Source organism: Deltaproteobacteria bacterium HGW-Deltaproteobacteria-4 (genome assembly GCA_002841765.1).
In the GTDB taxonomy this organism is placed as follows: Bacteria; Desulfobacterota; Desulfuromonadia; order Desulfuromonadales; family UBA2197; genus UBA2197.
On the sequence record PHAV01000002.1, the window covers coordinates 76,924 to 99,531 of the forward strand.

At 56.4% G+C, this 22,608-nt stretch carries 20 protein-coding genes and 1 pseudogene; 8 read left to right on the forward strand and 13 right to left on the reverse strand.

Features of this window, described 5'->3' with window-relative positions; all coding sequences use genetic code 11:
• Positions 1 to 76: 76 nt before the first annotated feature.
• Both cydB and CVU69_01765 read right to left on the reverse strand, forming a co-directional pair.
• A complete protein-coding gene (cydB, locus tag CVU69_01760; GenBank protein PKN13427.1) occupies positions 77 to 1,102 on the reverse strand; it encodes a cytochrome d ubiquinol oxidase subunit II in 1,026 nt (341 codons plus the stop codon).
• Between the two features lie 13 nt (positions 1,103 to 1,115).
• Complete coding sequence (locus CVU69_01765) at positions 1,116 to 2,453, reverse strand: cytochrome ubiquinol oxidase subunit I (GenBank protein ID PKN13586.1); 1,338 nt, start codon at positions 2,451 to 2,453, stop codon at positions 1,116 to 1,118.
• 235 nt (positions 2,454 to 2,688) lie between these two features.
• Between CVU69_01765 and CVU69_01770 the strand changes: the two genes are divergently transcribed.
• The 3 genes from CVU69_01770 to CVU69_01780 all read left to right on the forward strand — a co-directional run bounded on the left by CVU69_01770 (position 2,689) and on the right by CVU69_01780 (position 4,325).
• A complete protein-coding gene (locus CVU69_01770; GenBank protein ID PKN13587.1) occupies positions 2,689 to 3,063 on the forward strand; it encodes a hypothetical protein in 375 nt (124 codons plus the stop codon).
• Between the two features lie 78 nt (positions 3,064 to 3,141).
• Positions 3,142 to 3,927: a 4Fe-4S ferredoxin gene (locus tag CVU69_01775; protein ID PKN13428.1), complete on the forward strand. Its 786-nt coding sequence runs from the start codon at positions 3,142 to 3,144 to the stop codon at positions 3,925 to 3,927.
• A gap of 119 nt (positions 3,928 to 4,046) precedes the next feature.
• Positions 4,047 to 4,325 (forward strand): hypothetical protein, encoded by a 279-nt coding sequence (locus CVU69_01780; GenBank protein PKN13429.1) that lies wholly within the window; start codon positions 4,047 to 4,049, stop codon positions 4,323 to 4,325.
• A gap of 16 nt (positions 4,326 to 4,341) precedes the next feature.
• On the opposite strand, the gene CVU69_01785 is transcribed toward CVU69_01780, so the two are convergent.
• On the reverse strand, positions 4,342 to 4,773 hold the full coding sequence (locus CVU69_01785) for a hypothetical protein (GenBank protein ID PKN13430.1): 432 nt from the start codon (positions 4,771 to 4,773) through the stop codon (positions 4,342 to 4,344).
• Between the two features lie 55 nt (positions 4,774 to 4,828).
• Complete coding sequence (locus CVU69_01790) at positions 4,829 to 5,479, reverse strand: CAP domain-containing protein (GenBank protein PKN13431.1); 651 nt, start codon at positions 5,477 to 5,479, stop codon at positions 4,829 to 4,831.
• 339 nt (positions 5,480 to 5,818) lie between these two features.
• Between CVU69_01790 and CVU69_01795 the strand changes: the two genes are divergently transcribed.
• Positions 5,819 to 6,568 carry a hypothetical protein gene (locus CVU69_01795; GenBank protein PKN13432.1) on the forward strand — a complete coding sequence of 250 codons (750 nt, stop codon included), beginning with the start codon at positions 5,819 to 5,821 and terminating at the stop codon, positions 6,566 to 6,568.
• An 80-nt stretch (positions 6,569 to 6,648) separates the two neighbouring features.
• Positions 6,649 to 7,362, forward strand: coding sequence for a hypothetical protein (locus CVU69_01800; protein ID PKN13433.1), 714 nt, complete (start codon positions 6,649 to 6,651; stop codon positions 7,360 to 7,362).
• A 248-nt stretch (positions 7,363 to 7,610) separates the two neighbouring features.
• Here CVU69_01800 and CVU69_01805 read toward each other — a convergent pair.
• The 9 genes and pseudogenes from CVU69_01805 to CVU69_01845 all read right to left on the reverse strand — a co-directional run bounded on the left by CVU69_01805 (position 7,611) and on the right by CVU69_01845 (position 18,584).
• Positions 7,611 to 7,808, reverse strand: a pseudogene (locus tag CVU69_01805) (hypothetical protein).
• Between the two features lie 30 nt (positions 7,809 to 7,838).
• Entirely contained in the window at positions 7,839 to 9,641 is a 1,803-nt protein-coding gene (gene recQ / locus CVU69_01810) for a DNA helicase RecQ (GenBank protein PKN13434.1), read from the reverse strand.
• Between the two features lie 230 nt (positions 9,642 to 9,871).
• Positions 9,872 to 10,615 carry a DUF4197 domain-containing protein gene (locus tag CVU69_01815; GenBank protein ID PKN13435.1) on the reverse strand — a complete coding sequence of 248 codons (744 nt, stop codon included), beginning with the start codon at positions 10,613 to 10,615 and terminating at the stop codon, positions 9,872 to 9,874.
• A 34-nt stretch (positions 10,616 to 10,649) separates the two neighbouring features.
• Positions 10,650 to 11,867 (reverse strand): hypothetical protein, encoded by a 1,218-nt coding sequence (locus CVU69_01820; protein PKN13436.1) that lies wholly within the window; start codon positions 11,865 to 11,867, stop codon positions 10,650 to 10,652.
• Positions 11,864 to 12,850, reverse strand: coding sequence for a hypothetical protein (locus CVU69_01825; protein ID PKN13437.1), 987 nt, complete (start codon positions 12,848 to 12,850; stop codon positions 11,864 to 11,866). Before CVU69_01825 ends, CVU69_01820 begins: the two co-directional genes overlap by 4 nt.
• A gap of 38 nt (positions 12,851 to 12,888) precedes the next feature.
• On the reverse strand, positions 12,889 to 13,449 hold the full coding sequence (locus tag CVU69_01830) for a transposase (protein ID PKN13438.1): 561 nt from the start codon (positions 13,447 to 13,449) through the stop codon (positions 12,889 to 12,891).
• A 154-nt stretch (positions 13,450 to 13,603) separates the two neighbouring features.
• Positions 13,604 to 14,170: a hypothetical protein gene (locus CVU69_01835; protein ID PKN13439.1), complete on the reverse strand. Its 567-nt coding sequence runs from the start codon at positions 14,168 to 14,170 to the stop codon at positions 13,604 to 13,606.
• 84 nt (positions 14,171 to 14,254) lie between these two features.
• Positions 14,255 to 16,000, reverse strand: a complete 1,746-nt coding sequence (locus CVU69_01840; GenBank protein PKN13588.1) for a hypothetical protein — start codon at positions 15,998 to 16,000, stop codon at positions 14,255 to 14,257.
• Between the two features lie 352 nt (positions 16,001 to 16,352).
• Positions 16,353 to 18,584 carry a ribonucleoside-diphosphate reductase, adenosylcobalamin-dependent gene (locus tag CVU69_01845; GenBank protein ID PKN13440.1) on the reverse strand — a complete coding sequence of 744 codons (2,232 nt, stop codon included), beginning with the start codon at positions 18,582 to 18,584 and terminating at the stop codon, positions 16,353 to 16,355.
• Positions 18,585 to 18,937: 353 nt separating this feature from the next.
• On the opposite strand from CVU69_01845, the gene CVU69_01850 reads away from it, so the two are divergent.
• The 3 genes from CVU69_01850 to CVU69_01860 all read left to right on the forward strand — a co-directional run bounded on the left by CVU69_01850 (position 18,938) and on the right by CVU69_01860 (position 22,586).
• Positions 18,938 to 19,996: a GGDEF domain-containing protein gene (locus CVU69_01850; GenBank protein ID PKN13589.1), complete on the forward strand. Its 1,059-nt coding sequence runs from the start codon at positions 18,938 to 18,940 to the stop codon at positions 19,994 to 19,996.
• Positions 19,997 to 20,001: 5 nt separating this feature from the next.
• Complete coding sequence (locus CVU69_01855; GenBank protein ID PKN13441.1) at positions 20,002 to 21,150, forward strand: cysteine desulfurase; 1,149 nt, start codon at positions 20,002 to 20,004, stop codon at positions 21,148 to 21,150.
• A 119-nt stretch (positions 21,151 to 21,269) separates the two neighbouring features.
• The gene (locus tag CVU69_01860; GenBank protein PKN13442.1) at positions 21,270 to 22,586 is read left to right on the forward strand and encodes a phosphate starvation-inducible protein PhoH; all 1,317 of its coding nucleotides are present in this window, start codon (positions 21,270 to 21,272) and stop codon (positions 22,584 to 22,586) included.
• The last annotated feature ends 22 nt before the right edge of the window (positions 22,587 to 22,608 follow it).

The window sequence follows — 22,608 nt, forward strand, 5'->3', positions numbered from 1 at the left end:
TCCTGTTTTGCAAACAAAGAAGTCGGGCTGCAAATGCAACCCGACTTCTTGAGATTCTGCCGGTAGTTAATAGTTTTCAGTACAGCTGATCGTTGACCGCTTCTTCTGGAGTGACCGGCGCGCGGAAGATCCTGTAAACCCAGATCTTGTAAGCGATGACAATCGGCACGAAGATAAAAGCAACGACGGTCATGATCTTGAGGGTGTAGGGGCTCGACGATGAGTTGTAGATGGTCAGACTGTAAGCGGTATCAAGGTTGGACGGAATCAGGTTGGGGAAGAGACCGACCAGGCCGGTTGTCACCACCAGGAGGATGGTGGCACAGGAAGCGGCAAATGCAAAGAGACGATTGTTCTGCACCAGCTTGACCTTGACCAGGACCAGGGCCCCGACCGCCAGAAGCGGGACGAGGAAGAGGGCCGGATGGTTGAAGTAGTTGACGAAAAGTTTGGTGGCAAAGTTGGTGGAGACCAGGAAGGTCGCAGCGACGACGAGGACAACGGGCCAGAGTTTGCCGGCAAGGGCGGCACCGCGGTCAGCGACAACTCCTGTTGTCTTCACCGCTACATACAGGGCGCCATGCAGGAGAAAGAGGACGACAAAGAGGACGCCGGTGAGGAGCCCGTAGGGATTAAGAAGAGCAAAGAAAGAGCCTTGATAACCGGCGGCATCGATCGGCAGGCCACGGAAGAAGTTGCCGAAGGCGACGCCGAAGAGGAGGGCCGGGAGGAAGCTGCTGACGATCAGGGCTTTGTCCCAGGCATTGTGCCAGCGCTCGTCCTTCTCTTTGTTGCGCAGCTCGACCGCAACGCCGCGGACGATGAGCGAGAAGAGGAGGAGGAGGAGGGCGGTGTACAGATAGCTGAACATGGCGGCGTAGGTCATCGGGAAGGCGGCAAAGGTAGCGCCGCCGGCGGTGAGGAGCCAGACTTCATTGCCGTCCCAGACCGGGCCGAAGCTACGCTGAATGGTACGTTTCTCCAGTTCGGTCTTAGCGAGGACATTGTGCAGGGTGCCGGCGCCGAGGACAAAGCCGTCGAGCATGAAGTAGACGCTCCAGAGAACGCCCCAAAGAATGAACCAGATAATTTGAAAGGTCATGATCGCCTCCTCCTTAATAGTCGCTGGACTGGGACAGGGCCGGTGCTTCAGGCCCTTTTTTGGCGTTTTTGACGAGGAGATAAATGTCGATCACGCCGAGAAAACCGTAGAGCAGGGTGAAACCGATCAATGACCCGACTACCTGCCCGGCAGAGACCGCCTTGGAGGCACCATCGGCGGTCTTGAAGACGCCGTAGACCAGCCAGGGCTGACGCCCGAGTTCAGCAACGATCCAGCCGAACTGGTTGACCAGGTAGGGGAGGGGGATGGCAAGGACCATGATCTTCAGAAAGAGAGGGTACTTCTGGAGTTGATCCTTGCGCGCCAGCCAGACTCCGATCACCGCCAGAAAGACAAAGAGGGTGCCGAGCCCAACCATCAGTCGGAAGCTGATAAAGACCGGCCAGACCGGCGGCCGCTCATCCGGGGGAAAGTCTTTGAGCCCTTTGACCACGCCGTTGACATCGTGGAAAGCCATGAGGCTGAGCATGCCGGGGATCTTGATCGCTTCGACAAGGTTGCGCTCGTTGGCCTCATCCGGGAAGAGGAGGAGATTCATCGGTGCGGCTTTTTGCGTCTCCCAGACCGCTTCCATGGCGGCAAATTTGCTCGGCTGCACTTCAGCAATCTCGACAGCGTGGAAGTCGCCGGTGACCAGGACGACGATCAGGGCAGCGAGCCCGAATTTGGCGGCGGTGTTGAAGGAGCGCTTGAAGAACTCGGTATGTTGGTTGCGCAGCAGATGCCAGGCAGCGATCCCCATGACGAAGAAGGCGGCGACAGTGTAGCCGGAGGTGATCTGATGAAAAAATTTGATGATGGCGTACTTGTTGGTAATGACGGCGACAAAGTCGACCATCTCGGCGCGACCGTTGCGGATGACATAGCCGACCGGATTCTGCATCCAGCCGTTGGCAATAAGGATCCACAGCGCTGACAGGTTGGTACCGAGCGCCACCAGCCACATGGTGACGGCGTGGGTCTTCTTCGAGACCTTGTCCCAGCCGAAGATCCACAGGCCGATGAAGACCGACTCCAGAAAGAAGGTGACAGTCGCTTCGATTGCCAGGGGGGCACCGAAGATGTCACCGACATAGCTGGAATATTCTGCCCAGTTCATGCCGAACTGGAACTCCATGGTAATACCGGTGACGACACCGAGAGCAAAGTTGATGAGGAAGAGTTTCCCCCAGAACTTGGTCATGCGCAGCCACATTTCATCGCCGGTGCGGACGTATCTGGTCTCCATCCACGCCACCAGCACCGAAAGTCCGAGAGTGAGGGGGACGAAAATAAAGTGGAACATGCAGGTGATAGCGAATTGCCATCGGCTGAGCAGCACTACATCCATATCCATTGGACGGCCTCCAGAAAAGTGAAGATGATGGACAAAATTTACGGCCACGGTGAAATAGGACTTATTTCGTAATCTTTATAGACTCTGCCTTGATGGGAGTCAAGGTTATTTTCTTCTTCTAATGAATTATTTTGCAACCATACACCGGCGGCGCGCAGACGGCAATCGCTCTGATTGATTTGTGTCAATTTAAAGCGCGGCCGGGATAGTGTATAGTCACCCTATGAACATGAATACAGCGGATCACCCCATCGCCCTGACGGGCAAAGAGCTCAAGGACCTTCGCCTGCTGGCGCGCTTTATTGCCTGCTGGTGTCAGGTGCATCACAACCCGGCCGGGCGCGAACCGATCGACGCTGCTGCCGCACTGGCACCATTGGCTCTGGGCGATGCCTGCCTCTGTCCGGAGTGTCGGGAGCTCCTTTCTTATGCCGTTGCCCGGCGCCGTGCCTGCCCGCTCGACCCGAAGCCGACCTGTAAAGATTGTCCGATCCATTGTTACAAACCGGAGCGTCGTGCAGAAATTCGCAAAGTCATGCGCTTCTCTGGCCGGCATCTTATCCTGCGCGGCCGCCTGGATCTCCTTTGGCACTATTTTTTTTAGAACTTTGACTGGCGTCAAGGTTAAAGACCTGCCGCTCAGTTATCCTCCATTCAACTTAAACATCTAAAGGAGATCCCTATGTTTCGCGAAATTGTCCATATTGATGAAGAAAAATGTAACGGCTGCGGCCTCTGTGTGCCGGCTTGTGCCGAAGGGGCGATTCAATTGATCAACGGCAAGGCAAAATTGATCGCTGACAATCTTTGTGACGGCATCGGTGCTTGCCTCGGACACTGTCCGCAAGGGGCGATTCTGATCGAAAAGCGGGTGGCGGATGAGTTTGACAAGGAAGCGGTCGCTGAGCATCTACACGCTGCCGAAAAAGCAGCTCCGTCTGCCCCCGCGCCGGCTTCGGCTTGCGGCTGCCCCTCTGCCGCGGTGCAAAGCTTTGCTCCACCCAAACATGCTCATGGTCACGGTGGTGGCTGTCCGTCAGCGGCCCTGCGTGACTTTGCGCCGGTCAGTGCGGCCGCCAGAGCCGATCTCGCCGGTGAGCGTCCCTCGGAGTTGCGGCAGTGGCCGGTGCAGATGCATCTGGTTCCGCCGACCGCCCCCTTTCTCAAAGGTGCGGATCTTCTCCTTGCCGCTGATTGTGTCCCCTTTGCCCACGCAGATTTTCATCGCGATATCCTCAAGGGGAGAGCGCTGCTGATCGGTTGCCCGAAACTTGACGACGGTCAGGCCTATCTGGAGAAACTTACCGCCATGCTCCGGCTCAACGAGATCAAGAGCCTGACTGTGGCGCACATGGAAGTCCCCTGTTGTTCAGGGTTGATTCAAATTGCCAAACGGGCGATTGCTGATAGTGGCAAAGAAGTACCGCTGATCACGATTCGCATCGGTATCCAGGGGGATGTGAAGTAGCCGTTGCAAAGCTGAAAAATAAAAAAGCGGAGCCGGGATCAATGTCCGTCTCCGCTTTTTTATTTTCAGGTGTATAATTCAGGCGTGTTGGAGTTGGTAATTTGTGAGGAGATAAGACGATGCCGATAGCGAACGGTCTGTTTTTGTTTGTTCTATTATCCGTGCTTTCAGGCTGTAGCGGCAGTCCGTCCGGCTGGTCCTGGCAGCATCCGCAAGGACTCGATGTCGCTCAACGCGAGCGCGACCTGGCTGACTGTATGTATTACGCATCGATCACCGATCCGCGCGCTTTTGGGGCGGATCGGCCGGTGATCGTGCAGGAATGGGATGAACCGGTGCAAGAGTGCATGGCGCTGCGCGGCTGGATCTTTGTCGAGGCCGGCAAGAAGAAAGAGTGAAAGTATAAAGAAAACTTTAAATTTCCTTGCCGTCCTTATAGTCGATCTCCTTGGAAATCTTGCCGTCCTCACGATATTCCGTATATTTCCCGTCAAGTTTTTCATCTTTAAGCGTGTAGTCGACCATAATATTGCCGTTAGGGTGGAAGGCGCGCACGCGCACGCGCTTGCCGGCGATGATGGTCTCTTCCGTCTTCTTCTGCCCCTTGTCGTTATAAAAAGTCACAACCTTGGAGGTCTCGCTGCTGAATATTTCTTCAGCCTGGAGAATGCCATTCTGGTCGTACCAAAGGGTTTTCTCTTTTGTCTGGTTTTGCGGACTGTAAAAGGTCTCCGATTCAAGTTTGCCATTCGCGTGGAAGGTCTTGGCGACAGCAAAAGCTGTACTGGCACAAACTAAAATCAATAGAAGCATGAACAGGCAAGGGAGAAATTTGTTTTTTGACATGGTCGCCTCCTGGGACTAGAGTTGAATGAGAGTAATAGACTGATATTATGGTTTTTTAATCGACAGGCAAAGCGCTTTTCTTTACCGGCGTCTTCCCTGTTTCCCCTCCGGCAAAGTCGATGACGCATACGGTTTCGAAGGTGGGATGGGGGCCGCAGCTGACTCCGGCGAGGCGGTAGTCTTTATCGAAAATAGTTGTGCGATGACCACGGCCGGGGACACCGTCATCGACGATCAGTTGGGCAATAACATCGCGGCCGCGGTCGGCAACGTATGGTCCGTAAGTAATCGCTTCACCGATCGCGATAGTCCAGCGGCCATGGCGTTGGATGCGTTGGGCCATCGCCAGACGGCCGGAGCCGTGTCCCGTCTCTTTGTTTTTGGACTGCGCCCGCACCAGTTCTGCGCTGGAGCGGGCTAAGCCATCGGCCCAACGCAGTGGCGGCAGGGGGGTGCGGCGGCGCAGAAAGGTGATGGCTTCATCGATTGCCGAAGTGCCCTCTTCGGTGCGGATGAAGAGATTTGTCCCTGGCTGAATATATGTCTTGCCTTTGAAGAGACTGCGGTAGTGCCCAAGATAGCGGATATAGGCGTCCGGTTGCATGCGGGCAACATTGAGTTCCTGGAGAATGATCCGTTCGAGTTCGGTCGCAGCGTAAGCCGGAGTTGCGATGAAAAAGAGGGCAATGATAAAAAAAGGCAGCATGATCAGGCACCGTCCCATGGATGAAGATCTTAAATTTTTCTTGTCAGAGTAGCAATCCCTACGGCGAACGTCCAGTCCCTTGATGCAGTCCCTTGATTGCTTCTGTGGACAAAGACAAGAAAAGTCCCTTGACATTAGAAATAAAGATGGGCATTCTTCACGTCTGTAAAGAGGAGTAGCTACCGGCCACCGACCAGGCCGGCCCCAGACCCGTCAATACGGCGAAAGCCCGGGTTGGGGACGATTTTAATCGTCAGCAAGATCTTTATCCCAGGCAAATTTTGCCGGGGTAAGGGTCTTTTTTTTTACCCACCGCAGTAATTAAGGAGGCAGAACTACATGGAGTGGTTGACCGATCCGCAGGTCTGGATGGCGCTGGTCACACTGACGGCGTTGGAAATTGTTTTGGGCATTGACAATATTATTTTTATCTCCATTCAGGCCAGCAAACTGCCCGCCCATCAGCAGAAGAAGGCTCGCCAGGTCGGCCTCGGGCTGGCGATGTTTATTCGCGTTGCTCTCCTTTTTTCTCTGAGCTGGCTGATGGGACTCACCGCTCCGCTCTTTTCCGTGATCGGCAATGAAATTTCCGGGCGGGACCTGATCCTGCTCTCCGGCGGTCTCTTCCTCCTTTGGAAAAGCACCATGGAGATTCACGAAAAGCTTGAAGGAGAAGAAGTGGTTGCGTCCGCGCGGGTCGGGGCAACCTTTAGTGCCGTCATCGTCCAGATCCTCCTGCTCGACATCGTCTTCTCCCTCGATTCGATCATTACCGCCCTGGGGATGGCCAACCAGTTGCCCGTCATGATCGCCGCGGTCGTCATTGCTGTCGGCTTCATGATGTTCTTCGCCGGTGCGATCAGTGACTTCGTCGAAAAACACCCGACGATCAAGATGCTGGCCTTGAGTTTTCTCCTCCTCATCGGTGTCGCTCTGATTGGTGATGGTTTGGATATGCATATCCCCAAGGGTTATATCTATTTTGCTATGGCCTTCTCGGTGATGGTCGAAATGCTCAACTTGCGACTGAGACGCGGCACTCCGGTCAAGTTGCATCAGCCCCACCTGGAAGGGAGCAGCGAAGGTTAGTGGCTGGGACTTGCGAGAAAGTTTCAACTGTTTTAATATTGCGGAATAATTTCAACCCCAAGCACAAGGAGAACCTAAACATGGAACGTCCGATTATTTATACCAGTACCACTGCTGCCAGAGATGGCGTCAGTGATGTTGGCAGTTTTTTTCGCAGTGTTTATGGCTGGATGACCGTGGGGCTGGGGTTGACGGCGATTGTTGCCCTCTACACGGTGACAACCCCGGCACTGATGCAGATGATCTTCGGCAACAAGCTGGTCTTTTACGGACTGGTCATCGGTCAAGTCGGTCTGGTCATCGCTCTTTCGGCGGCGATCAATCGTTTAAGTGCGACGGCCGCGACCTTGATGTTCTGCGTCTACGCCGCCCTGAGCGGGTTGACCTTTGCGTCGATCTTTGTCGTTTATACGCAATCGTCCATCGCTTCGACCTTCTTCGTCACCGCCGGCACCTTCGGGGCAATGAGCCTTTACGGTCTGCTCACCAAGAAGGATCTTTCTTCCTGGGGCAGCTTCCTCTTCATGGGGCTGATCGGTGTCGTCATCGCTTCGATCGTCAATATCTTTTTGCAGAGCCCGGCGATGACCTGGGTCGTTTCCTGCGCCGGGGTGCTGGTCTTTACCGGGTTGACCGCTTACGATACCCACAGTTTGAAAGTTCTGGCGCAGAACGGCTTTGCCCATGGCGAGGAGCGCAAGAAGCTCGCCATTATCGGCGCCCTCAAACTCTATCTCGACTTTATCAATCTCTTCCTCATGCTCCTGCGCCTCCTTGGCGGCAGTCGCGACTAGCAGTGCAGGGGCAATTCATGAATTGCCCCAACGATTTCAAATACAAAAAGGGTTGCCCGCGTTTTGCGGTGCAACCCTTTTTTCGGTTTTTGCTGCGGTTAACTAACGGCGTGCGCGGTAATGGCGGTGCGACAGGCACTGCAGCGCAACTCTTCGTCGCGGTAGGATTTGAGCAGAAGTTCCCCTTCGATAATTCCGTTGCCCTGACAACTCTCCGGGCCATCCAGCCCCTGACAGGGGACAGCAAAGAGCAGGGGTTTGAGGAACTTTTCGTAAGTTGCCCGGGGTTTGGGGGCAAGGAGATCGATATTGCCGTCGGTGTCGATGAGATTGGTGGCGACGCCGAGAACGGTGCGCGGCAGATAGCCGGTCCCCTGCACCGCCTTTTCTACATAAGATTTTCCTTTGCCGAGCAGATACGCGAGTACATTTAAATCGATTTCCATGCTTTTCCTCCGTTAGTTGTCATTATTTCATCAGGATTGTACCAGATAACTTTTGATTTCCTCGATAAAGGGCGCGCCGTAATGCTGGAGCTTGAGACGGCCGACGCCGTTGATTCGCAGCAGGGCTTCCGGAGTGGTCGGGTGATAAGCGGCCATCTCCGCCAGGGAGATATCGCTGAAGATGACGTAGGGGGGGACGCCAGCCCTATCCGCCAACTGTTTGCGCAGGGTGCGCAGGAGGTCGAAGAGCTCCTGATCATAATCGATCTCGCCGGGTTTTTTGCGCGCGGACTTCTTCTCCGGAGCCACCTTGAGGCGGGGCTTGGCCAGAGTTAATTTCTGTTCTCCGCGCAGCAGCGGTCGGGCGGCCTCCGTGAGTTTGAGGACCGAGAAGTTGGCGACGTCTTGGCGCAGATAGCCGAGATGGATGAGCTGGCGAAAGAGGCTGCTCCACACTTCGCTGCTCATATTCGCGCCGATGCCGTGCGTCGAGAGTTTATCATGGCCGAGTTCGAGAACGCGGTGAGTGCGAGCGCCGCGCAGCACATCGAGGACATGGCCGATACCGAAACGCTGGCCGACGCGGTAGACGCAGGAGAGGGCCTTCTGGGCGTCGACCGTGGCGTCGTAGGTCTCAGGTGGGTTGAGGCAGATGTCGCAGTTGCCGCAGTCCTCGGCAAGATGTTCGCCAAAATAGCCGAGGAGGATGCGGCGCCTACAGTTCAGCGCTTCGGCGAAACCGACCATAGCGTTGAGTTTGTGCAGCTCGATCCTCTTCTGCTCGGGATTCCCCCCCTTTTCAATCAGTCCGCGGCTGATGGCGATATCGCCGTAACCGAAGAGGAGAAGGGCTTCACTCGGTAATCCGTCGCGGCCGGCGCGGCCTGTCTCCTGATAATAACTTTCTACATTCTTGGGGAGATCGTAATGAACGACATAGCGCACGTTCGGTTTGTCGATCCCCATGCCGAAAGCGACCGTCGCCACAACAATCTGCACATCATCGCGCAAGAAGGCTTCCTGCACGCGCTGCCGCTCGCCATCCGGTAATCCGGCGTGGTAAGCAGCGGCTTTGTGGCCGGCGCCGACCAGTTTGGCGGTCACCTCTTCCACCCGTTTGCGCGACAGGGCGTAGACGATGCCGGACTGGTTGCTGCGGTTCTTGACAAAGGCCAGGAGCTGCACCGCCGGTTTGACTTTGTCGACGACAGAGTAACGGATGTTGGGGCGATCGAAACCGGCGATAAAGACCGCCGCGTCCTGTAAACCGAGGCGGGGGAGGATGTCGGCGCGGGTCTGCGGGTCGGCGGTGGCGGTCAGGGCAATGAGGGGGATGCCGGGGAAGTGGCGACGCAATCGGCCGAGCTGGATATATTCGGGGCGGAAATCGTGCCCCCACTGGGAAACGCAGTGCGCTTCGTCGATAGCGAAGAGGGCGATGGGAATCTCCCGCAGGCGGGCCAGAAAATCCTCACTCATCAACCGTTCCGGCGCAACATAAAGGAGGTCAAGCTCGCCGGCATGGAGTTTCGCCAGAGTCTGACGGGCTTCCGCCGCTTTCAGGGAGGAGTTGTAAACCGCAGCGCGCACGCCGTTGGCCTGCAGGGCATCGACCTGATCCTTCATCAGCGAGATTAGCGGCGAGACGACGATGCCGACACCGGGGCGGTGCAGGGCCGGGACCTGAAAACAGAGGGATTTGCCGCCGCCGGTCGGCATCAGGACAAAAGCGTCGTGGCCGGCGATCAGGCGATCGACGATCTCTTCCTGATAGGGGCGAAAGGCGCTGTAGCCAAAGACACTTTGCAGGGTTTCACGGGGAGAGGGCAACAAGAATGGATCTCCAGGCGCGGACTGGTTTGATGGTGTGCCCGCGGCAGGGAGAGGATGGCAAGAGTGCCCTGGGAAGTCAACGGAAAAGGATGAAATGTTTATTCTCCCGAGTCACTTCGCCGCAATAATGGCAGGCCTTCAAAATGGTCAGCATTTCCACGGTGTCGTTCTTCAAGTTGCAGACAATGCGGTTTCCCCGTTATACAAACTCCCCGAGTTACCGGTTCTCTTTACGTCCCGCTGAAGACCCGTTGCAGCAGTTCGGTGGTCCGCTTCACCGGATTTTGCCGAATGGCAGCTTCTTCGACCGCCAGGTAGTGGAAGAGACCATCCGTGGTTTTACCGACCACATAGCCGGTGAGGTCGACCTTGATGCTTGGGGTGAAGGGGAGGGTTTCAACCTTGGCGACGGCCTGCTGGTAGAGGCGCACCGCGCCGACCTGGGCGAGGCTGTCGTCGATCACCGGGCGCATGGTGATAATCAATTCCGGCGTCATCTTGCCCTGGAAGTAGCGGGTCGCCGCGTCTTTCGGGCCGTTGAAGATGGCGCGGGCGTCGTCGAGGGTCATGGCGCGAATCGATTGCCAGAAAAGCGCCTTGGCCTGCGGCGCGGCAGCTTCGGCGGCGCGGTTGCAGCGGGTTTCCAGATCATCGAGCACGCCGTTCAGGCCGACCATTGCCAGAACATTGCGGGCGTCGGCGAGCTTCTGCGGCAACGGGATATGGATCGCCGGATCAGCGTTGAAGCCGTCGGTGCGTCCGACCTGGGTGACCACCCGTTCACTGCCGATGCGCAGCGCCTCTTTCAGTCCTGCGGCAATGTCAGCGGTCGAAAGGGCTGCCGGTTGGTTCAACGTCGGCGGCAGGTTGGCGAGGGCGCGTTGCAGTTCGACCTCGGTGCAAGCGGTCAATCCGCCGGTGAGGAGGAGAAGGGCGAGTCCCAAACGGAAGGGAGAATTTAATCGAGATATCATACCGGCTCCTTGGTTAGTCTCTCAGAGTGAACGTTTAATAACTGGCGGAGGCTCCACCGCCGCGAAATTCGCCATCGCCCCCCTGGAAGCCTCCGCTCGGGGCCTCCTTCGGCGTTGGCGCCAGAGGCTGCATCGCCGCCAGGGCTTCGGCATCCAGGCCGTAGAGACGGGGCTCCAGCAACGGCTCGGCGGTGAAGGCTCCCCGGCGCCGCTCCGCACCGCGGCGCAGCCAGCGCAGCAGGCCGAAGGCGAGCCCGCCGAGGACAAGGCCGGCGATCGTCAGCTGCTCGGCGAGATAGCCGAGGTGGTAGAAGTATTTGAGGGTGAGGATCGAGGCGGTGCCGGTGAAGACTCCGTACCAAAGAAGCGCCCGATCCCGGTGGACGATCCCCAGCCCCAGGGCAGCGACGGGGAGGAGGGCGGTGAGCGCGGCGCAGAGAGGATCAACCCAGGGGGCGGACCAGTAGCCGCCTCTTGCTCCCGGCATCCAGCCGAGCCAGTCCAGCCAGAGCAGGCGGTGGGCGAGTAGGTTCACGTCCAGGTAGATCCCCGCCAGGACGGTGAGACGCACCGTCTCCAGGCACCAGATGGTGCCCCGTGGCAGAGTTCCCCGGCGGCCGAGCTGTTGCTGTGCCCAGATCCCCAGCGTGCTTAACAGGAGGAAGAGGACCACCCGACTCCACCCCGGCCGGTACCAGTGCAGCGCCTCGGCGAGATGGAAGGGGAGGGCGGCAAGGGCCACCACCGCCCCCAGCGCCGCCAGGGCATAGCCGTAGCGGATCGCCAGCAGGGTGGCACCGATCAGGAAGACGCCGTGGGCTGCCAGCCAACTCAGGCGTTCCACACTTCGTCCCCAATCGTGGGAGGGGATGCCGATTGCCAGCGCCAAAAAGACGACGGCCATAAATAGCAGTATCTCTTCAGCGCCGCAGCGGTAAAGACGGCGGCCCTGAATGAGCTGATGATCCGCCACCCAGGCGCACAGGGGGACAAAGAGCAGAAAGAGGAGCGTCATGCCGGTCTGCTCTACACGAAGGAGCACGGCCGGGAGGGCTATCAGAGCCACCACGCCGATGGCAGTGAAGAACGCCAACAGGATGCGGATGAAAAGGTTCACCCGCACCAGTTCGGGACGATAGCGTTCCCGTACTGCCGTGGCCTGGGCTGGCGAGATCAGTCCCGCCTCCTCCCAGCGCCGGGACTCCTCGACCACCTGAACCCGCTTCTCACCTTGCGCATAGAGGGCGATCATTCGGCGCTCCGGAAGCGGCGGTGAAAGGCCACTAGCGCCGAGATCAGGGCCGTCGCCGTGATCAGAAAGTAGAAGAGGATCCCTTCTGCCTGCCAGCGGCCGCGCTCCAGCACGAAGATGGTGACCCCCAGATAGGCGTACAACACGGCGTAGAGGAGAAAGGCGAAGCTGCGGGTGCGCTGGGAGTAGAGGGCGCTCCCCGCAGCGCTCAGCAGGATGCCAACGAGGTAGAGTAGCCCCATGCTCCGGGAGCCGACCCCCGCGACCAGCGCGGCGAACAGGATGTTGATCCCCAGGTGCAGATGCACGGGGAGGAAGTGGCTCTTCCAGTTCAGCCGAACCTGGGCCGCGCCCGCGGCGATCACCGTGGCGCCGAAGCCGAGGGCGTTCCCCCGCAGCGCGCCCTCCCACATCCCCCCGGTAAGCAGGCTGGTCTTGACGCCGAGCCAGGCTCCGAGAGTGGTAAGGGCGAGGGAGAGGACGAGGCGGTTGTCGAAGTAGTAGGCGGCCAGGAGGTAGAAAAGGCCGGAGCCGAGGAGCCACCAGCTCCAGTCCTGGGCGAGGAGCTGGTAACGGAGTTCGAGGTAGCCCTGCAGGGAGCCGAGGAGGAGGCAGCCGAGAAGTAGGATGTAGTCGTAGGCTGCATCGGGGGCCGGCAGTCGCGCGGCTACAAAGCCGCCGCCGTGGCGCAGGCAATAGATGAAGCAGCCCGCGCATCCCAGGGCGATGGCCGCGAGCAGGGCGAGGTGGCCGATGGAGGCGAAGTGTTTGGCGATGAGCAGGCCGAGGCCGGTGGTGAGAATGAGGATGCCGGCATAAAGGAGGAGCCGTAGTTCCCAGTGCACCGAAAAGAGTTCGCGGCTGTAGATGCGGCGCAGCAGTGCCGCCTGTTTCCGACCGAGAATTTTGGCCCCCTCCAGATCATTCAATGCGTCCTGCATCTTATTTCTCCTGTCGTTATCTGCGATCCGTCCTTTGTTCATTGTCAAGGGCTGACGTCTTTGATTTCGCCCAAAAAAATCTATCGGTATTCATCCTCGGCCCAGCGCGCCGGATTGGCCTCGATATAATCGCGAATTGCTTCGAAATCAGCTTGGTTGCGGATGACGTGTTCGTAATAGTTGCGTTGCCAGAGAGCCCCGTTCACCCCGCCTGTCGCATTGAGCCGGCGGGTCACCGCGGCCTTGAATTGTCCGATCATCGCGCCCAACGACCCCGTCGCTGGGCCGGGCGTAGGGGCGACCCGGTGGGTCGCCCGGTTGTCGCAATCGGAGGACGTTGATCGGGCGACCCACCGGGTCGCCCCTACGGGGTGATCGATCAAAATAATGCCGTGCAGATGATTCGGCATAATGACAAAGGCATCCAAAACCACCTGTGGCCGAACTTCAGCGGTCCGCAGCCATTCGTCCCGTACCATCTCCCCTGATTCATTTAGCTGCATCTCGCCATCGACCACCGCCCCGAAGCGGCAGGTCTTACCGTGCGTACAGAGGGTCACAAAGTACGCCCCGTTAGCGGCGTAATCATAGTCGCGCAGGCGGATGGAGCGACGGTGCTGTAAGTCAGATGGCTGCGGCATGGAACCCCCTCCATGATGATCATTAAAGATTCTGTCCCTCGTTGTACCGTAGGGGCGCATTGCATGCGCCCGTCTGGTTGGTGTCGTAGGGGCGACCCGGTGGGTCGCCCAGTTTGGATTACCCTTTCCGTCGAAAGGGGATGACATTGTCAGGCTAGGGCGGCGCTGGCGGCGGATCGGCCAGGGTGCGCATTTCATCCCGTGGCCGGCCATATTTCAGCGCCCCCATCGGGGTCTCGACGATTTTATCCGACGTCTCCTCCGGCGTGTCACCGCCGTATTCAATATGGGCTTGGGCGCAGCGGACAAGGTCGTTGATCGAGCCCATGACCTTGCGGTCGCCGGTCTTGATGAAGACGACCTCGTCCCCGGCCGGGATGATCCGTTCCTTGAAGAGTGCGCCGCAACCGTCCTTGATCATCTGTCTTACCAGGGCCTCGTAGGCGCGTTCGATGAAATGCTCGGGTTTGGTGATGCCGCGTCCGGGGAAGATCACCGAATAGAGGGTGGCGCTGTTGGTGACGATGATGTACTGGCAGCGGTCGGCGACAAAGAGGTTGGCGGTCCAGTCGGTCAGGGGGTCGGCGGCGCGGGGGAGGGCGACCGTCGGGGCGATCTTGAGCTTGGTGGCGAGTTTTTGGGTGACGCGGAAGATGAGCATGGCAACCTCGGTGATAAGTTGGCGTGCAGGCGCGAGGTGATGTTTGCTGTAGGGGCGCATTGCATGCGCCCGCTTGGTTGGTGTCGTAGGGGCGACCCGGTGGGTCGCCCGGTTTGTACTAAAAGCCCCCCCATTTAATTCATTTTAGCCGCCGGGATGAATAATTGGGTTCGATTCCTTGATGAAAGAAATTAGTTTTAAGACTTGCTTTTTAAGGTCTAGGATATCGAAATTTGGTTCGAATTTTTTCGTGATGTGTTTTGCTACATCAACCTTTGAAGCTTGAGCTTTATCCCCGCCCTTAGTAATTATCGAAAGCGTATTTGCATATTTCTCAAAGCTAGAATTGATTCGTGCTGAAGGCTTCGTCTCGTTTATAGCGGCTCTTATCTGATCTGGCGGAAGGTAGTTTTCTATCTCTCTTCCATCTGTGATCCAGGCATAGCCAGGGCCAGCATTGAACTCTTGAGATAGACGCGTCTTTGTGGCGTTTATTCTCGACTTTGGTTTTTCTTTGTCACTATCGATGAGAATTACTGACCTTCTATTTAAGCGTCGGAGCGAAATAAAATCTTCGACCATTTCGTCCATGTCGTCGGCAGACAGATGAGATGCCAAACGCCCCCCATAGAACATAATGGAATAATGGATGCCTTCTATCAGCGCTGGTGAAACAAAGTGAATCCAAGAATTAAGGTAGATTCGATCTGACGGGCCTTCGACCCAGATGATGCAATTTGCTTGCAATAAATCGGATGGATGATAGCCAAGGTTTTCACATACTTCTGACTTGTGTCTGTCAGAGGTCGCTCTTCGCGCCCTTGATTCACCTTGCTCCAAATTTATGTGGTAGATTTCGGCATTTGGCGTGTCCATAAGAGCCGCTGAATGCGTGGTGATAAAATACTGATTTTTTGTGGATTCAAGCAAATATCTAACGAGTTTTTTTTGCAGGATGGGATTTAAATGAAGCTCTGGCTCCTCCATACATATTGCTGTGTTTTCAAGGATGGTAGCTGCTGCCGCCAAGATTATCACTTCATGAATTCCGGTTCCCAGTGATTCAAGAGGGAGAGTTTTTCCATCCATGTGAACGAGAATGGTGTCTCTTTCATGGGGTATTTCTATGGTTGCCGTCTCGTTGTCTAGCACGTTCCGCAAAAATCTATTGATACTTTTAAATTTATTACGATCTTCCTGCTTGAGAACATCCGGATTTTGCAGTCTGACCAAGCGTTCGATAATTCCTTCGCCGCTAAAATCTTCGGATATTGAACCTTTGTTCCCGACTTTTCTGATAGCTGGGATCATTACGGAATTAATAGCGGTGAAATTAGGAGCTAATCTTCTAATCGATTCTGGATACCAGTGCTGTTCTCTTCCCCCGCCGCTTTGTCCAGTCAATGCTTTCCATAAACTATTAATTTCTCTGTCTTCCAGGATGTCGAATGTCATTTTCCATGAGGAATCAATAAGTTTTAAGTCGTTACCAAAGTCAAACCAAACATACTTACTCTCATCTGATTCAGACTTCTTTTGAAATACGCGAAGTGCGTAGCCAGGTGCTTGAGTTCCTCTGACATTTTCTGGGAATTTCGATGTTATTTTCTGGTTGAAATCTGCATGGTTACCAAGGTCATCGATTTTCAACGAAACAGCCAAGCCAACTACAAAATTTGCACCAGTTGGTAGGTGTCGATCAAGGGGATTGAATTTAATCGCCTGCCCCTGTGAAAGGAGAGGATAGATATCATGAATAAATCTAAGGATGTTGGATTTTCCGCTGTTGTTTTGACCTATGAATAGGTTGATTTTTGAAAGGGTGTCAAAGCGCTGAATATTCTTGCCGAAGCTTCGATACCCGGCTAGCGAGAATGATTCAATGATAATCGGGTTATTTTTCATTTGAGTTGTAACTCCTAGTCAAAACCGGGCGACCCACCGGGTCGCCCCTACGAATCACCGGGCATGGGCGAATCACCGGGCATGGGCGAATCACCGGCAAAGGCGGCAGGTCGACGGCGCCAAGCGGGCGGACGCGGTCCGCCCCTACGAAAACAAATCAGCGGCGTGGAACCGGGCGACCCGCCGGGTCGCCCCTACGGGAACACGTAAAGTTGTTGAATGGGGGGGAGGGTTCGGCCGGTCACACACAAAAGCGGGGCAGTCCGGCTTGTCACCGATCTGCCCCGCATCATTTTAATCCAGCATCTTTCGCTTCCTCTCCCCCTCCGTCTTCACCTTACGCGCACTCGCTGTAGCCACAAGCATGGCACACACAACAGCCGCCTTCGTGCTCGACGACGCCGCCGCATTCGGGGCAGGCCCCGCCGTTCTGGGAGTGGATGGTCCCTTCCATTCCTTCTTCGTGCGCCTGGACGTGCATCATGATCGCCCGGGCAACGGCGTCGGAACAGCTGGTGATGCGGTTGTCGCCGAAACCGGCCGGTTTGTGGCAGCTGATGCCGATCAGCTGTTTGACCGTCTGGCGGGCCTGGACGCCGGAGCGCCAGGCGAGGGAGACGAGGCGGCCGATCGCTTCGCACTGGCTGGAGGCACAGCCGCCGGCCTTGCCCATGGTGGTGAAGACTTCGAAGAGGCCGGCGTTATCCTCGTTGATAGTGATGTAGAGGGGGCCGCAGCCGGTCTCCATCTGGTAGGTGGAGCCTTTGAGGGCGCGGGGACGGTCGCGTTTGCGGCCGGTCTTCTGGACTTCGACCGGGACAGCGGCTTCGGCCGGGGTGTCCTTCTTGCCGACCGAGAGGACCTGCATGTCGCGGGAACCGTCGCGGTAGATCGTCACACCTTTACACCCCTGCTGATAAGCGAGGCGGTAGACGGTGGCGACATCCTCCTTGGTGGCGGTGTTGCAGAAGTTGACGGTCTTGGAGACGGCGTTGTCGGTGTATCTCTGGAAGGCCGCCTGCATGCGAATGTGGTCTTCCGGGGTGATGTCGTGGGAAGTGACGAAGATGCGGCGGATGTCCTCGGGGACCTGGTCGATATCCTTGACCGTACCGTGCTGGGCGATGAGTTTCATCAGTTCCGGCGAATAGAAGCCGCGCTCGCGGGCGATCTTTTCGAAGAGGGGGTTAACCTCGACGAGGATGTCGTTATCGAGGACCTGGCGGACGTAGCTGACGGCGAAGAGGGGCTCGATGCCGCTGGAGGAGTTGGCGATGATCGAGATGGTGCCGGTCGGGGCGATGGTCGAGCTGGTGGCGTTGCGTACCGGCTTGCTCCCCTTCTTGTCGAAGGTGCTCCCTTTGAAGTTGGGGAAAGCGCCGCGCTCGGTAGCGAGTTCCTGCGACATGATCCGCGCTTCGTCGGTGATGAACTTCATCACCTTCTCGCCGAGTTCCACCCCTTCCTGCGAGTTGTAGGGGATGTTCAGCATGATCAGCATATCCGCCCAGCCCATGACGCCGAGGCCGATCTTGCGATTGGCGCGGGTCATCTTGTCGATCTGCGGGATCGGGTAGTTGTTGACTTCGATGACGTTGTCGAGGAAGCGGGCGGCGCTGCGCACGGTCTTGCGGAGACGATCCCAGTCGACCTGGTTCCCTTTAAGCATCAGGGCGAGGTTGATCGAGCCGAGGTTGCAGCTTTCATAAGGGAGGAGGGGTTGCTCGCCGCAAGGATTGGTCGCTTCGAATTCGCCGACCAGCGGCGTCGGGTTGTCGCGGTTGAGGCGGTCGAGGAAGATGATCCCCGGCTCACCGTTGCTCCAGGCGAGTTCGACGATATGTTCGAAGACCTTGCGGGCGGGGAGGGTGCGGCCATCGGCTTTGTTGCGGGGGTTGACGAGCTGGTAGTCGGCATCTTTCTCGACCGCTTCCATAAAGGCTTCAGTCATACCGACGGAGATGTTGAAGTTGGTGAGGACGGTCTGATCCCGCTTGCACATGATAAAATCCATGATATCGGGATGGTCGACACGGAGAATCCCCATGTTGGCGCCGCGCCGGGTGCCGCCCTGCTTGATCGTTTCGGTGGCGGCATCAAAGACCTTCATGAAGGAGAGGGGGCCGCTGGAGACGCCGCTCGTCGACTGGACAACGTCGTTGGCGGGGCGGATGCGTGAAAAGGAGAAGCCGGTGCCGCCGCCGCTTTTGTGGATGAGGGCGGTCTGCTTGATCGCTTCAAAGATCTCCTCCATCGAGTCGCCGACCGGCAGGACGAAACAGGCGGAGAGTTGGCCGAGTTCGCGGCCGGCATTCATTAGCGTCGGCGAATTGGGGAGGAACTCGAGGGAGGTCATCATCCGGTAGAATTCGTCGGCGAGCGCCTTGGCATCGACGCCGGTCTTGAGTTTGGTCTCGGCGCCGGCAATCGCTTCGGCGACGCGGCGGAACATCGCGGCCGGGGTCTCGGTCGGCTTGCCGTCGAGATCACGTTTGAGGTAACGGCGCTCAAGGACAGTGATGGCATTTTTTGAAAGGCTGGTGGTCGTTTCGGTCGTCTTTGCGGGCATGAAATGGGCCCTCCCTTTGAGGATTCAATAACTTAGAGCTATTTTATGTTTTCGTTGAATGACACTAGATGGTGTATGGTGGCAAGAGTTAAACCACAATATGTCGTGCGTGTCAAGATGGGAGTCGTAAAAAAATCGAAAAATTTGTTGCAGCGATCACAAGGGGGAACGGGGGTTTCTACCTTCTCCTCTGGCGATTTGACTCTTTGCATTCATGATTGGATGTGTTAGTAATTCATAAATTTTAAGCAGTCGATCCATGTAAAGTTGTTGGCGGTGGTTGTCTTTATATGCTTCCTGGAAAGTGAGGGCTTACATTGAGCATCAGGCGGTTTACCGGGCGCGAAAATGTACTGAACCAGGATGAATTTACTGACGAAGAGTTGAATGGTCTGCGCGAGGTTCTTTCTGTGGCACAGGTCGTTGTCTCTTCACTCGATCTGGACGAAGTTCTCCATAATATTCTCTGTAGTGCTATGGGCATCATGGATATGCCTGCCGGGAGTATTGCTTTATATGATGAGTCTATTAACAAACTTGCACTGCACGCTCATATCGGTTTAAGCGAAGCACTGACTTCAAGGTCGAGCTGGGAAGTCACTCCGGGCGGACTGACCCATCGGATCCTCAGCGAGGGGCAGTTCTTTGTTGTTGAAGATACGCAAGGGGAAGCGTTTTTTAAAAATCCCTTGACGATCGGGGAAGGGATTTGTTCGCTGATTGCCGTCCCCCTGAAGATGCAGAAAAAGATCATCGGTATCCTTTATCTTGATGATTTTGTCCCCCGCACTTTCACGCCGATGCGTCTGCATATGCTCTCCATCCTCGCCTCTTTTGCCACCATGAGTATCGACAATGCGCGACTGCATGTTAAAACTCATCTTCTTGCTTGCACCGATGGCTTGACCGGTTTGTACAACCACCGTCACTTTCTGGAAAGCTTTGACGAAGAGATGGTTCGTGCCATCCGTTATGAAAAACCTTTGTCGTTGGTGATGATCGATGTTGACGATTTCAAGCTTTTTAATGATCGCCATGGTCATCCCGTCGGGGACAAAGCCCTGATTGCCGTCGCCAGGACCTTGCAATCTGTCCTGCGCACCTGTGATTATTCTTTCCGTTACGGAGGGGAGGAATTCATTGCTATTCTTACTGAAACGAATCTAGAGCAGGCACTGGTCGCTGCCGAGCGCTTGCGACTGGGCATTATTGCCGGCACGCAGGAAGCCCTTGCCGGTATCGCCCCGGAGGGGGTGACGGTGAGCATCGGCGTTGCTTCCTATCCTCATGACGGAACCGGCGATGCGCTGTTCAAAGAGGCAGACGACCAACTTTATCGGGCCAAGCGGGAAGGAAAGAACCGCGTCTACTGTTCCGCTTGCAGTTCTTCTTTGCGAAATGGATGTGATTAAACGTTATGGCAATTTATCTCGATAACGCCGCCACCTCCTTCCCTAAACCGGAAGCGGTCTATTGCCGCATCGATGAGGCCTTACGCCAAGCCGGCGGCAATCCGGGGCGGGGCGGACATCAGCTCTCCCTTGATGCCAGTCGCATCGTCTTTACCGCGCGTGAGGCGGTGGCCAACTTCTTCGGGATAAGCGATTCGAGTCGTATTGCTTTTACCAGTAATGCAACTGAAGCGATCAATCTTGCGCTCTTCGGCTTTTTGCAGCCAGGCGACCGGGTGGTGACGACGAATATGGAGCACAATGCCGTGGCGCGTCCGTTGCGGGCTCTGCAAGAGCGCGGTGTCGAGGTTGTCAAGGTGGCGGCTGACCGGTATGGTTTTGTTTCTGCAGAAGATTTTTGTCGGGCTTGTGCCGTCGCCCCGACGGCGCTGGCGGTTCTTGGCCATATCTCTAACGTCACCGGAACAATTCAGGATCTTGTGACCATCGGGCCGTGGTGCCGCAATCATGGCGTCACTCTCCTCGTCGATGCAGCGCAGAGTGCCGGACTGCTGCCGATCGACGTTGAGACCCTCGGTATCGACCTCCTCGCCGCACCGGGGCACAAAGGGCTCTATGGTCCGGTCGGAAGCGGTTTTTTGTATGTGCGCCCGGGGTTGGAACTGGTCCCTCTTCTTTACGGCGGCACCGGCGCCAACTCACACTCTGATCTGATGCCAGAGGTGATGCCCGAACGCCTGGAGAGTGGCACTCCGAATACACCGGGTCTGGCCGGGTTGACGGCTGGGATCGCCTGGTTGGAGGAAGTCGGTCTTGCTGCAATCAGAGAACATGAAATCAAGTGCATGAGCCGACTTTTGGCCGGCCTGGCGGCTCTCCCCGACCTCGTTCTCTACGGACCGGGCGATGCAGCGCAATGCGGCGGGGTCCTCTCCTTTAATATCAAGGGACTCGATCCTTCTACGGTCGCTTTTCGTCTCGATCAAGAGTTTTCCATCTGTGTTCGGGCCGGATTGCACTGCGCTCCTGACGCGCACCGTGCCATCGGCACCTATCCGGTCGGGACTGTAAGGGTCAGCCCCGGTATGATGAATTCTCCGGAGGAGATCGAAGAGTTCATCGCCGCTGTCGCCACAATTTCCAGCAAAAACTGATGGTTAACTCCGTCATGGTCTGTCAGGGTTTCGATGCTTCGTTGAATTCCGGAAAGTTTGGAAGTTCTTGATTGCGTTCGTAATAAAGTTGATGCTTTTATCCCTTTGCGGAGGCTGCTATGAAAAAGACCTATGTCCTTGATACCAATGTTCTGCTCCACGATGCTCAGGCCCTTTTACGTTTTGAAGATAATGATGTTGTTATCCCGATGACGGTGATCGAAGAGATCGATCGTTTCAAGAAAGATCTCAATGAAACGGGACGGAACGCCCGGCAGGTTTCCCGCATTCTTGACGGCTTCAGGGAAAAAAACCGGCTGATGGAAGGGGTGCCATTGGAGGGGGGCGGCCAGCTGAAAGTGGTTCTCTGCACTGATGACGCCCTGCATCGTCTGCCCTTGGAGCTGCGCGGCGAACAGGCGGATAACCGGATCCTTGCCGTAGCCGCCGATTTGATGAAGAGTTGCGAGTGTCCGGTCGTCTTCGTCACCAAAGACACGAACTTGCGTATCAAGGCGGATGTCATTGGCCTTACGGCGGAAGATTATGAAACCGGCAAAGTACCGATTGACGAACTTTATTCCGGTCAGGCCGAGGTCATGGTAGATAAGGAGATTGTCGATCGTTTTTATGGTCAGGGTTACATTGAGATCGGCAACGACTATCGGGCGAATGAATGTGTTACCCTCATTGACTCTGCCAACCTCAACCATACCGGGATTGGACGTTTTCATGCGCCGAGCGGACGCATAGTTGCATTGAGCCGGGCCCCCAAGGAAGGGATCTGGGGGATTCAGCCGCGTAATCGTGAACAACAGTTTGCCCTCGATATTCTCCTTAACAACGAGATTCAGGTGGTGACGCTGGTCGGCAAGGCTGGCACCGGCAAGACTCTCCTGGCGATTGCCGCCGGACTCCTCAAGGTTTCGGATGAAGCGGTCTACAGTCGCCTCCTCGTTTCCCGGCCGGTCTTCCCGATGGGGCGTGATCTCGGTTTTCTCCCCGGTGATGTCGAAGAGAAGCTGGCGCCGTGGATGCAGCCGATCTTTGATAATGTCGAACTCCTCCTGGGCAGTGTTGAAGAACGGGGCAAGCGCAAGCGCGGTTACAAAGAACTTATCGACATGGGCATCCTCGAAATCGAGCCGTTGACCTATATTCGCGGCCGCTCGATTCCGAAGCAGTACATGATTGTCGACGAAGCCCAGAACCTGACGCCGCACGAAATCAAAACGATCATTACCCGGGCCGGGGAGGGGACAAAGATTGTTCTCACTGGCGATCCCTACCAGATCGACAACCCTTACGTCGATGCTTCGAGCAATGGTCTTTCCTATGCGGTCGAAAAGTTCAAGGATCAAGCGATCGCCGGTCATATGACCCTCACCAAGGGGGAACGTTCACCCCTGGCCGAGATGGCTGCTAATTTACTGTAAAAATTTCCTGCACAGCAGGGGC